This window comes from Pseudomonas sp. NMS19W, from assembly GCF_051554255.1.
Lineage (GTDB): Bacteria > Pseudomonadota > Gammaproteobacteria > Pseudomonadales > Pseudomonadaceae > Aquipseudomonas > Aquipseudomonas kribbensis.
In genome coordinates, this window is the sequence record NZ_CP136718.1 from 4205470 (window position 1) to 4217232 (window position 11763).

At 63.1% G+C, this 11763-nt stretch carries 13 protein-coding genes and 1 pseudogene; 10 read left to right on the plus strand and 4 right to left on the minus strand.

Annotated features, from left to right (window positions below; genetic code table 11):
• On the minus strand, positions 1–1215 hold the full coding sequence (locus tag R1A29_RS19160; RefSeq protein ID WP_438299252.1) for an SfnB family sulfur acquisition oxidoreductase: 1215 nt from the start codon (positions 1213–1215) through the stop codon (positions 1–3).
• A gap of 258 nt (positions 1216–1473) precedes the next feature.
• Between R1A29_RS19160 and R1A29_RS19165 the strand changes: the two genes are divergently transcribed.
• The 10 genes and pseudogenes from R1A29_RS19165 (at position 1474) to R1A29_RS19210 (ending at position 9308) form a co-directional block, all read left to right on the plus strand.
• Positions 1474–1935 carry a VOC family protein gene (locus R1A29_RS19165; protein ID WP_085710695.1) on the plus strand — a complete coding sequence of 154 codons (462 nt, stop codon included), beginning with the start codon at positions 1474–1476 and terminating at the stop codon, positions 1933–1935.
• Between the two features lie 140 nt (positions 1936–2075).
• Positions 2076–2951 (plus strand): alpha/beta fold hydrolase, encoded by an 876-nt coding sequence (locus R1A29_RS19170; protein ID WP_438299255.1) that lies wholly within the window; start codon positions 2076–2078, stop codon positions 2949–2951.
• Between the two features lie 223 nt (positions 2952–3174).
• Positions 3175–4374, plus strand: a complete 1200-nt coding sequence (locus R1A29_RS19175) for a PepSY-associated TM helix domain-containing protein (RefSeq protein ID WP_438299256.1) — start codon at positions 3175–3177, stop codon at positions 4372–4374.
• Positions 4371–4913 (plus strand): thiamine pyrophosphate-binding protein, encoded by a 543-nt coding sequence (locus R1A29_RS19180; RefSeq protein ID WP_438299257.1) that lies wholly within the window; start codon positions 4371–4373, stop codon positions 4911–4913. The genes R1A29_RS19175 and R1A29_RS19180 overlap by 4 nt, the downstream gene beginning before the upstream one ends.
• On the plus strand, positions 4910–5242 hold the full coding sequence (locus R1A29_RS19185; RefSeq protein WP_438299258.1) for a hypothetical protein: 333 nt from the start codon (positions 4910–4912) through the stop codon (positions 5240–5242). Before R1A29_RS19180 ends, R1A29_RS19185 begins: the two co-directional genes overlap by 4 nt.
• Positions 5239–5805: a DUF6162 family protein gene (locus R1A29_RS19190; RefSeq protein WP_438299259.1), complete on the plus strand. Its 567-nt coding sequence runs from the start codon at positions 5239–5241 to the stop codon at positions 5803–5805. Before R1A29_RS19185 ends, R1A29_RS19190 begins: the two co-directional genes overlap by 4 nt.
• Positions 5806–5840: 35 nt before the next feature.
• Positions 5841–6770, plus strand: a complete 930-nt coding sequence (locus tag R1A29_RS19195) for a metal ABC transporter substrate-binding protein (RefSeq protein WP_114884475.1) — start codon at positions 5841–5843, stop codon at positions 6768–6770.
• Positions 6767–7509 (plus strand): annotated as a pseudogene (locus R1A29_RS19200) (metal ABC transporter ATP-binding protein). Before R1A29_RS19195 ends, R1A29_RS19200 begins: the two are co-directional and overlap by 4 nt.
• Positions 7509–8408, plus strand: a complete 900-nt coding sequence (locus R1A29_RS19205; RefSeq protein ID WP_114884478.1) for a metal ABC transporter permease — start codon at positions 7509–7511, stop codon at positions 8406–8408. Before R1A29_RS19200 ends, R1A29_RS19205 begins: the two are co-directional and overlap by 1 nt.
• On the plus strand, positions 8409–9308 hold the full coding sequence (locus tag R1A29_RS19210) for a metal ABC transporter substrate-binding protein (RefSeq protein WP_438299260.1): 900 nt from the start codon (positions 8409–8411) through the stop codon (positions 9306–9308). It begins immediately after the preceding gene.
• A gap of 71 nt (positions 9309–9379) precedes the next feature.
• Here R1A29_RS19210 and R1A29_RS19215 read toward each other — a convergent pair whose 3' ends face one another.
• The 3 genes from R1A29_RS19215 to R1A29_RS19225 all read right to left on the minus strand — a co-directional run bounded on the left by R1A29_RS19215 (position 9380) and on the right by R1A29_RS19225 (position 11729).
• On the minus strand, positions 9380–9604 hold the full coding sequence (locus tag R1A29_RS19215; RefSeq protein WP_011335246.1) for an MbtH family protein: 225 nt from the start codon (positions 9602–9604) through the stop codon (positions 9380–9382).
• An 83-nt stretch (positions 9605–9687) separates the two neighbouring features.
• A complete protein-coding gene (locus tag R1A29_RS19220) occupies positions 9688–11100 on the minus strand; it encodes an aspartate aminotransferase family protein (RefSeq protein ID WP_192552118.1) in 1413 nt (470 codons plus the stop codon).
• Positions 11101–11243: 143 nt separating this feature from the next.
• Positions 11244–11729, minus strand: a complete 486-nt coding sequence (locus R1A29_RS19225) for a GNAT family N-acetyltransferase (RefSeq protein ID WP_134827627.1) — start codon at positions 11727–11729, stop codon at positions 11244–11246.
• Positions 11730–11763: the final 34 nt, after the last annotated feature.

The following is an 11763-nucleotide window of genomic DNA, read 5'->3' on the forward strand; positions in this document are numbered from 1 at the left end:
TCAGGACCAGTCGTGGCGCGGCGGTTTGACGCCGTTGAGCAGCCAGTTGCCGACCACGTGGTATTTCCAGCGCACCGGGTCATGCAGGGTGTGGACCCGGGCGTTGCGCCAGTGGCGGTCGAAGTTGTGCTTCTTCAGGGTCGAGCGGGTGCCACCGAGTTCGAACAACTTGTTGCTGGCTTCGATGGCGATTTCGGTGGTCAGCACTTTGGCCTTGGCCACGGCCAGGGACGCCAGCGCGACGTTGTCTTCATCGGGTGCCGGGCGTGCGGCATCCAGTGCCCAACCGGCGCGTTCGAGCAAGGCTTCGGCGGCTTCCAGACGGATTTCCAGCGCGCCGATCTGAATGATCGTCAGCGGATCTTCGCTGGCCTTGTCCACCCCGGCATCAATCCATGGCCGGGCGAACTGGCGGACGAATTCAACGGTGTCGCGCAATGCAGCCCGGGCAATGCCGGCGTCGATGGCAGCAGTGGTCAACTGGGCGAACGGCCCGGCCAGGGTCGGGCTCTCGTAGGAGCGATACGTCGGGAACAGATTGAACGGCACCACGTGAAGATCTTCCGCCAGCACGGTGCCGCTGGACGTGGTGCGCTGGCCGATGCTGTCCCAGTCGTCGACGATCACCAGCCCTTTTGTGCCGCGCTCGACGAAAGCCAATTGACCCTTCTGTTCCTCATCCAGCGCCAGCACCGCCAGCCAATGGGCGTACAGCGAACCGGTGCAGTAACCCTTGCGGCCGTTGATCACGTAACCGTCGCCATAACGTCGGATCGTGGTCTGAATGTCCTGCACGTTCTTGCCGCCGGTTTCCGACAGCGCATTGGCGAAACGATGACCTTGCAGCGCCAGCTCAAAAAAATGCGCCTGCTGCGCCGGCGTGCCTTGCAGTCGGATGTCTTCAAGCAGGCAATAGTGGTTCTGCGGGATCTGCCCGAGGGACGGATCGGCGGCGGAAATGATCGCGATCACCTGCGCCAGCACCGCACACGACACCTGCGCGCCGCCGTATTCCTTCGGTACGGTGATGCCCCACAGGCCACTGTTGGAATACAGATCGACGATTTCGGCAGGTACTTCACGGTGGCGGTCACGCTCGGCGGCGTGCTCCTGCAAAACGGCGGCAACCTGTTCGGCCACGCGCAAGGCTTCGGCGTCGTCGGCGATCCGATGGGCGGCCGGCGGGTTGATCGGATAAACGGCAGATTCAGACATGGATGACTCTCGGTATCGGTGTTGTACCGGGTCATTGCAGCTTCTGTGCCTGACTTGCAGCCCTTATCTGACGCGGCTTTCAACGGCTATCAACAGATCCTGGCGATAAAAACCCGCGCATTCTGTTGCTTCGCTGTCGATGGCTGAACACTGCTCGTCGGCTACTCGTTCATGGCTGCACGACGGATCTATAGTTGAGCGACCGGCAACCCCGGCGAAGGCAAACCTTCAGTCACTCATAAAAAAAGGAGTACCGCCATGAGCGTCCAACCCATCCCGGAGGGGTACCACAGCGTGACCCCGTATCTCGGCATCCATAAGGCCGCCGAGGCCATCGATTTCTATAAAAAGGCGTTTGGTGCCACCGAAGTCATGCGCCTGAGCATGCCTGACGGTCGCGTCGGCCACTGCGAACTGCGCATCGGCGACAGCGCGATCATGCTGGGCACACCCTGCGACCAGGGACCATTGAGCAACCCGGACAGTGCCGTGTCCGTCGGTCTGCATCTGTACGTGACCGATGTCGACAAGTCGTTCCAGCGTGCACTGGATGCTGGGGCGAAGGCAGTGTCCGAGGTCAAGGATCAGTTTTACGGGGATCGCAGCGGTACGTTGAAGGATCCCTACGGGCATCTGTGGTTCCTGGCCACGCGCAAGGAAGACCTGACCCAGGAGCAGATCGAACAGCGGGCGAAGGAAATGTTTCAGCAGGCTCAGTAACGACGATTCTCCATTCCCGCGCCGCGCGCGGGGATGGGTGAACACGATTCATGAACCGTCGAACCACGCTTCACGCCTTGTCATGAACTCCCGGCGATTTCAGGATGCAGGCCAACCGCCTGAATAAAGGATCACCCCCGATGTTTGCCGGATTCGTCAAAGACCAGCGCCACGTCAATGGCGTGGACATCACTTATCGCCTCGGCGGCAGCGGCCCGGGCCTGCTGCTGTTGCACGGGCACCCGCAGACCCACGTCATCTGGCACAAGGTCGCCGAGCAACTGGCCGAGCATTTCACCGTGGTCGCTGCCGACCTGCGCGGTTACGGCGACAGCAGCCGACCACCGGCCGATGAGCGGCACGCCCACTATTCCAAACGGGAAATGGCCCGCGACGGCGTGGAGCTGATGAAGGCGCTGGGCTTTACGGAGTTTTCGATCCTCGCCCATGATCGTGGCGCCCGGGTCGCCCATCGTCTGGCCCTCGATCACCCTGCTGTCGTGCAGCGCATGGTCCTGCTGGACATCGCGCCGACCCTGGCAATGTACAGCCAGACCAACGAAGCCTTCGCCCGGGCCTACTGGCACTGGTTTTTCCTGATCCGCCCGGCGCCGCTGCCGGAAACCCTGATCGAGGCCGATCCCGAAGGCTATCTGCGCAGCGTCATGGGCAGCCGCAGCGCCGGGCTCAAGCCGTTCACTGATGAAGCGTTCGCTGAATACCTGCGCTGCCTGAGCCTGCCCGGCAGCGCCCGTGGGATCTGCGAGGACTATCGGGCCAGTGCCGATATCGATCTGGAACATGACCGGGCCGACCTCGCGGCTAACCATCATCTGAGCCTGCCGCTGCTGGTGCTGTGGGGCGCCGAAGGCACGGTCGGTCGTTGCTTCGATCCACTCAGAGAATGGCAGCAGGTGGCCACCGACGTGCGCGGCAAGTCCTTGCCCGCCGGGCATTACCTCGCTGAAGAAGTGCCCGAGCTGTTGCTCGCCGAAGCGCTGCCGTTCCTGCGCTGAGCCATCCCGCCCATCCGCTCATCACGACTCCAACAGGTGTCGTGATGAGATTGCAGTCGCGAAACATTTACTTTCATATCCTTCATCGGGATTTGCTTCGGTCATCCGTCTTATAGAGATGCGGGCCAGTCGCGTAGGCAAAAGCCACGACCGGCCCTTCAGGGACTCCCGTGCTGCGAAGCCCGTAGCGCCGAGCCCCCTCACTGAATCAAGACCCGTCATCATGTCGAAGAAATCCCGCTCGAAACTGTGGTTCCTCATACACAGCTGGTTGGCGTTGCCGATCTGGTTTTTTGTTCTGATTGTCTGCGTCACCGGCACCCTGGCGGTCGTCAGCCAGGAAATCGTCTGGCTGGCCAACCCGCAGATGCGCGCCAGTGCTCCTTCGGACGACGCACCGCGCCTGAGTTACGACCAGATCCTCGCCGAAATCAAAAAAGCCGAACCGCAGACGCTGGTGCAGAGCATCAACCGCCCGGACGAATCGCACTTTGCCCTCGACGTCGACGTCAGCTACCCCGACGGCCGTTCACTGACGGTCTACGTCAACCCGTACACCGGGGTGATCCAGGGCACCGCTCCGAGCTTCAACTTCAAGGCTTTCACCCGCGCATTGCACGGCTGGTGGTTGGTGCCGTTCACCAACGGCTACAGTTGGGGCTGGTATCTGGTGTCGTTCCTCGGCCTGCCGATGCTGGCGTCGCTGGTGACCGGGCTGGTGGTGTACAAGCGCTTCTGGAAAGGTTTTTTCCGTCCGACCCTGCGTTTCAATCACGGCGCACGGATCTTCTGGGGCGACTTCCACCGCTTGAGCGGCATCTGGTCGATCTGGTTCATCGCGGTGATTTCGATCACCGGCACCTGGTTTCTGATCCAGGCGCTGCTATCGGACAACCAGATCTCCATTTCCAGTGAGCCGATCATTCCGGCGATGTCCCGGGAAGCCGTGCCGCTGTCCTCCGATGGCGCACCGCCGCCGCGCATCAGCCTCGACCGCGCCATCGAAATCGCCCAGACGAAAATTCCCGGCCTGGAAGCCAGTTTCATCAGCCTGCCGGGCAATGCCTACGCACACCTGGATATCGGCGGTCGCGGCTGGTATCCGCTGATGTACCAGACCGCCACGCTCAACCCGTACAGCGGTGACGTGGCGGCTTCGCGGCTGCTGTCCGATCGCACGTCGCTGGAATTCGTCACCGAATCCATGCGCCCGTTGCACACCGGTGATTTCGGCGGCCTGTGGATCAAGCTGATCTGGTTCTTCTTCGGCCTGCTGCTGAGCATGATGGTGCTGAGCGGGTTGTTGATCTGGACCAAACGCACCGCACTGGCCACCGCCAACGCCCTCAAGCGCGAAAACAAGAAACAGCGCGTGCAGGCGCAGCCGGCCCGCCAACGTGAACCGTCGGAGGCCAGTCTGTGAGCAAGTCCACCACCGTGGCTCAGCCATCGCGACTGAGCGTGATCTGGCACAAATGGCGCTTCCATATCAACGTGCTGTTGCTGCTGATCCCATTGGGCTTCATGCCCAAATACTTTGCCGACGCCGCGCTGTTTCGTGGCGACAGCGGCCTGGGCGAGCGCGAGATCGGCGAAATCCAGGTCGGGCCGTGGAGCCTGCGTCTGGCCGAACTGCGTGACGAGGCCCCTCGCTCCGATGGCCCGGCGGGGTATCTGAAAGGCTTCAACGCTGCCCTGTGCGATGCCTGTATCGAACCGGTCAAGGCCACCTACCTGCGCATCGGCAAGCCGCGCAGCCTGCGGGCCGCCGGTTCGATCTTCTTCGGCACGCCGTATCGCATGGGCACCCAGTTACCGGTGCCGGAGAAAACCAAAGCCGACGCCGAACTGTGGATCACCATGGAAGGCTGGGACGGCAGCATGCACCAAGCCTCGATTCCGCTGAGCCAGGCCTCCCCCGCCACCCTTGCCTGGCTGAACAAACAAGGAGCCAAACCATGAGCATTGCTTCCCGCCTGAGCATGAACGCCGCGTTGCTGGTGCTGTGTGCCGGTTTCAGCGTCAGCGCCATGGCCCACAACCCGATGTGCGAGTGCAAGGCGATCGATGCCGAGCAGATCAAATGCACCGGCGGTTTCTCTGACGGCAGCGGCGCACCGGGGGTGACCCTCGACGTGATCGGTTACGACGAAACCATTCTGGTGCCGGGCAAGCTGGGTGCCGATTCGACCCTGACCTTCAAGAAACCCGGCGCCGAGTTCTACGTGCTGTTCGACGCCGGCCCCGGCCATGTGGTCGAAATCGACCAAGCGGATATCGAAGCCCCATGACCACGCCGACCACTCAAATCGTGCGCCCTGCCGGCGCCGGCCATGAAACCCTCAATGTGCTGCTGATGTGCCTGCTGATCCTCGCGGTCGCCGGTTCCGTGGTGGCGTGGCGCGGTGTTTCCCACGAACCGGAGCCGGTTTCCAGCCATCAGCTCGACGCCCGCCGCGACCTCGGCGCCAGCGAGCAAGGCATCTACGCCGACCTGCGGGTGACCCTCGACGAAATCCACCTGTTGCGAGAGGAACAGCAAGCGCTGCCAACCCCGCAGAACCTGGCGGATGAAGGTTTCGCGCCGTTCGCCCAGGACGCCAGTTCGGTCAGTCGTGGCGGTCATGCCTGGCAATTGCTGGCCAATACCGCGTACTTCGGCCACAGCCAGGCACCGGCCGTGGCCGGTTCGTTTCTGATGCGCCTGAACGACGCCGCGCCGGACATCTGGCTCAACCGCGCCGACGATCTGCAAGTGCCGACAGACCTGTCCGATGCGGCACTGACCGCGGCCGGATGGAAACAGATCGTCGCGCAATTCGATGCCGGGGTGACCCGCGAACATCGTCATTGAACCCTCGCCTTCATTCGAGAGAAGACCGTTTGCCCATGCCTAGTTCATCTCAACGCCGCCCCTTCCTGCGCCTGCTGCTGATCGGTCTGTGCGCCTGCCTGCTGAGCCCGCTGGCCAGCGCCGACCCGGCCAAACGCCTGCGCATCGGTATAACCCTGCACCCTTATTACAGCTATGTGGCGAACATCGTCGGCGACAAGGCCGATGTCGTGCCGCTGATTCCCGCCGGTTTTAACCCGCACGCCTACGAGCCCCGGGCCGAAGACATCAAACGCATCAGCGGGCTGGACGTGATCGTGCTCAACGGCGTCGGCCATGACGACTTCGCGGATCGCATGATCGCCGCCAGCGAAACGCCGGACATCAAGACCATCGAAGCCAACGAGAACGTGCCGCTGCTGGCCGCCACCGGAGTCGCCGCGCGCGGTGCCGGCAAAGTGGTGAATCCGCACACGTTCCTGTCGATCAGCGCCTCGATTGCTCAGGTCAACAACATCGCCCGGGAACTGGGCAAGCTCGATCCGGACAACGCCAGGACCTACACCCAGAACGCCCGCGCCTACGGCAAACGCCTGCGGCAGATGCGCGCCGACGCCCTGGCCAAACTGACCCAGGCGCCGAACGCCGAACTGCGGGTCGCCACCGTTCACGCGGCTTACGACTACCTGCTGCGTGAGTTCGGCCTGGAAGTAACGGCGGTGGTCGAGCCGGCCCACGGCATCGAGCCAAGCCCGAGCCAGTTGAAGAAAACCATCGATCAACTGCGCGAACTGGACGTGAAGGTGATCTTCTCGGAAATGGATTTCCCGTCCACTTACGTCGAGACCATCCAGCGCGAATCCGGTGTGAAGCTGTACCCGCTGTCGCACATTTCCTACGGCGAATACACCGCCGACAAGTACGAAAAGGAAATGACCGGCAACCTCAACACCGTGGTTCGGGCGATTCAGGAGTCCGGCGCATGACGGCACAGGAAAACCTCTCAATTGTCAGCAATGGCCCGACCCTGGAATTTGCCGAGGTCAGCCTGACGCTGGGGCGCACGACGATTCTGGACAAGGTCAGCTTCCGGTGCAGCCCGGCCACGTACATGCGCTGGTCGGCCCCAACGGTGGCGGCAAGAGTTCGCTGATCAAGACCCTGCTCGGGCAGATGCCCCATCAGGGCCGGCTCAGCCTGCAATGGCCCGACGAGCCGGGCACCATCGGCTATGTGCCGCAGGCGCTGGAATTTGATCGGGGTCTGCCGATGACCGTCGACGATTTCATGGCTGCCATGTGCCAGCGCCGCCCGGCGTTTCTCGGCCTGAGCAAACGCTACGCCGGCGCCATCAGTGAGGCCCTGGAGCGAGTCGGCATGCAGGACAAACGCAAGCGCCGGATGGGCGCGCTGTCCGGTGGTGAACGCCAGCGGGTGCTGCTCGCCCAAGGCCTGATCCCCGCCCCGCAACTGTTGGTGCTGGATGAGCCGATGTCGGCCCTCGACGAAGCCGGAATCCAGGTGTTCGAACGCCTGCTCGGCGACTGGCGCGCGGCGGGCATCACCGTGCTGTGGATCGAACACGATCTGGAAGCCGTCGGGCGTCTGGCCGACCGCGTCACCGGCCTCAACCGCCGGGTGCTGTTCGACGCCACGCCGCAGCAGGCGCTGACCCCGGAACGCCTGCTGACCCTGTTCTCGACCCATCCACGGAGCGCTGCCTGATGAGTTACGAAGCCTTTCGTTTGATGGTTCAGGGCTGGGCGTCTTCCGGTTACCTGCCGGAAGCGCTGGCCTATGGTTTTGTGGTCAATGCGCTACTCGCCGGGCTGTTGATCGGCCCGGTGCTGGGTGGCCTCGGCACGCTGGTGGTGGTCAAGCGCTTTGCGTTCTTCTCCGAGGCGGTCGGCCACGCGGCACTGACCGGCGTGGCCATCGGCATTCTGCTCGGCGAGCCCTACACCGGGCCGTACGGCAGCCTGTTCGGCTACTGCCTGTTGTTCGGCATTTTGCTCAATTACCTGCGCAACCGTACTGGCCTGGCACCCGACACGTTGATCGGCGTGTTCCTGTCGGTGTCCCTCGCCTTGGGCGCCAGTCTGCTGCTGATCCTCGCAGGCAAGATCAACGTGCACATCCTAGAAAACGTACTGTTCGGCTCGGTGCTGACGGTCAACGGCAATGATCTGGCGGTGCTGGCCATCGTCGGCTCGCTGGTGATGGCGCTGGCGCTGCCGCTGTACAACCGCATCATGCTTGCGAGTTTCAACCCGCAACTGGCGGCAGTGCGCGGCGTCGCCGTGAAAACCCTGGATTATCTGTTCGTGATTCTGGTGACCCTGATTACCGTCGCCGCAGTGAAAGTCATCGGCGCGATTCTGGTCGGGGCCCTGCTGGTGATTCCAGCAGCGGCCGCGCGTCTGCTCAGCCAGTCGCTCAAGGGCTTTTTCTGGTGTTCGGTGCTGATCGCCACGGTCAGCACGCTGTGCGGGATTCTCGCGCCCATTGTGTTCGACCTGCCGATTCCGTCCGGCGCCGCGATCATCCTCGTTGCCGGTATCGGCTTCGCCCTCGCTGCCATTGCCCGGGGCGTCGTCCCCAGTCTGAAAGGGAACCTTGGATAAATGTCTTTTTCATTGCGACAACTTGCCCTGGCCATCGCCCTCAGCGGCGCAGTCTCCAGCCCTTTGCTGGCCGCCGAAAAACCCGTGCGCGTGCTGGCCTCGCTGCCGATCACCTATGGTTTGGGCGAAGTCCTGCTCAAAGGTACCGACATCAGCCTCGAACGCGCCGCACCGGCGAACCTGCCGGGCAGCCGTCAGTCCGCCTACTTCACCGGGCGCGGCGCGCCGGCACTGGACAAACTGGCCAGCGACGCCGATGCGGTGATCGGTGTCCGCTCGTTGTGGGCCGATGACCCGCTGTACCCGATCGCCCGACGCAGCAACATCCGCATCGTCGAAGTCGATGCCGCCCGCCCGGTGGACGGCGCCCTGCCCGGCATTGCCGTGCAACCGGGGCTGAAAGTCGACGGCCTGAACAGCCAGCCGTGGCTGGCCAGCAACAACATGGGACGCATGGCGGATGTGATGGCGGCGGATCTGGTGCGCCTGGCGCCGAAGGACAAGCCGAAGATCGAGGCCAACCTGGCGGCGCTGAAACAGCGCCTGCTGAAACTCAGTGCCGACAGCGAAGCGCGCCTGGCCAGTGCCGACAATCTGAGCGTGGTGAGCCTGAGCGATCACTTCGGCTATCTGATCGGCAGCCTGAATCTGGAGTTGGTCGGACAGGATCCACGACCGGATGCCGAATGGACGCCGGAAGACCTGAAAAAACTGACTGCAACGCTCAAGGACAACGACGTGGCGTTGGTATTGCACCATCGGCAGCCGTCGGACGCGGTGAAAGCAGCGATTGCCGAGTCGGGCAGCCGTCTGCTGGTGCTGAGCACCGACGCGGCGGATCCAGTGGCCGAGCTGGAAGGGAATGTGGATGCGCTGCTCAAGGGTTTGAGCGGCGCGTAACACCGAACCTCCGGACATGAAAAAACCCGCTGACTGTTTCCAGTCCAGCGGGTTTCTTTTTGGCAGAAGACTTACTGTGCCGCCGCTTGCGCTTCCATCTTCTGGCGCAGGCTCAGCGGACGCATGTCGGTCCAGACTTCTTCGATGTAGGCCAGGCATTCTTTCTTCAGGCCGCTCTTGCCCACGGTGCGCCAGCCTTCCGGGATGGCCTTGTAATCCGGCCAGATCGAGTACTGCTCTTCGTGGTTGACCACGACCTGAAAGAGGATGTCCTCGCGGTCGAATACTGACGTCATGCTGTGTCTCCATCGTTGTAGGGGTGGGCTGCACGGTGGGTGCAGCCAGGTATGTAGAAGGAACGTTCGGCGCGGCGAAAAATTTACAGGGCCGCAGTCGCAGCGCTCAGCGCACGACCGAAGATCTCGGCGACGCGGTCGATTTCGGCGGCGGTGATCACCAGCGGCGGCAGGAAGCGCACCACCGCGCCATGACGTCCGCCCAACTCCAGAATCAGGCCACGCTTGAGGCATTCACGCTGTACCAGCGGCGCCAGTCGGGCGAAAGCTGGCGGATGACCAAGAGCATCCGGTGCACCGTTCGGATCCACCAGTTCGACACCGAGCATCAGGCCACGACCGCGAATGTCGCCCAGTTGCGGGAAGTCACGCTGCAGGATATGCAGATGCTCGCTCAGGCGTTCGCCCATGGCAGCGGCGTGCTCGCAGACCTTGTGCTCGACCAGGTAACGCATCACAGCGGAGCCGGCGGCCATCGCCATCTGATTGCCACGGAAGGTGCCGGCGTGGGCGCCTGGCTGCCAGGTGTCGAGCCAGTCGCGATAGACCACCACCGCCAGCGGCAGGCTGCCGCCGATGGCTTTGGACAGCACCACCACGTCCGGGGTGATGCCGGCGTGCTCGAAGGCAAACATCTTGCCGGTGCGGGCGAAACCGCTCTGGATCTCGTCGACGATCAGCGCGACGCCGGCCTTTTCGGTGATACGACGCAGACCGCGCAGCCACTCGATGTCCGCCGGGATCACCCCGCCCTCGCCCTGCACCGCCTCGACGATCACCGCCGCCGGCAGTTGCACGCCGGCCTCCGGATCGTTGAGCAGGTTTTCCAGGTAACTGAGGTTGGCCTTCACGCCCGCCGCGCCACCGAGGCCGAACGGACAACGGTAGTCATACGGGAACGGCATGAACTGCACGCCGTTGCTGAGCAGTGCGCCCAACGGTTTCTTCGGCCCCAGGCTGCCCATCAGGCTCAACGCGCCCTGGCTCATGCCGTGGTAACCGCCGGAGAACGACAGCACGGTGCTGCGGCCAGTGGCGGTACGCACCAGTTTCAGCGCGGCTTCCACGGCGTCGGTACCGGTCGGGCCGCAGAACTGGATTTTCGCTTCCTTGGCCAATGCTGGCGGCAGCAACCCGAACAGATCCTGAACGAATTGATCCTTCACCGGCGTGGTCAGGTCGAGGGTGTGCAGCGGCAATTCATCGGCCAGCACTTGCTGGATGGCCTCGATCACCACCGGGTGGTTGTGCCCCAGCGCCAGGGTGCCGGCACCGGCCAGGCAATCGATGAAGGTGCGGCCTTCAACGTCCTCGACGTACAGACCCTTGGCACGCTTCAGCGCCAGGGGAATGCGTCGTGGGTAGCTGCGAGCATTGGATTCCTGCTGGCTCTGGCGGGCCAGCAGCGGCGATTCATTGAACTGATACAGCGTTTCCGCCGGCGCGGAGGCGATCCGGGCCGACGACTCTTCGATAAGGCTGGTGGCGACTGACATCTCTCGACCCCTCAATTCGCTATGGATAGTGACCAAAACTGCACACCGCACAGGTGCGCGTTCCGGTCCCGGGGCGCACATGCAGGTTTTCCTGTTCTGGAAACGCACCAGCACGTTGAGGATTTACACCCTTGAGCGAGTTGTCATGCCGACAGCGGCAGCGATTTGTGCATCGGCAGGCTGCGCATGCCGTGGCGAATGAGCGGCGGCGCCGATTCGCGATAACCCAGACGCCGGTAGAAGGCCTCGCCGGTGCGAGTGCTGGTGAGCACGGAACGGGCGCTGCCGCGAGTCAGCAGCCAGCCTTCAAGGTCAGTCATCAGCGCCCGGCCGACGCCCCGGCGAAACCATTCCGGCTGCACATGACACAGCGTGATATCGCCATTGGCCAGTGCCATGCCGACACCGACCGGACGGTCCTGCAATAACGCAATGTTCAGGTAGCGCTGTGGGTCGGCCAGCCAGGCGCTGATGTGTTCCGTCGATTGCTGACGAATCCAGGCGTCTACGAGGTGTGGATCGTTACGATGATCGAGCGCACAACCGACGCGAATCGAACGCTCGACGATGCGGCTGATGATGCCGGTATCGGCCGCAGTGGCCGGGCAAATGTAGATGGATGCATCCATGGCGCTGTTTCCCTCAATCCATTGAGTCAAAGGC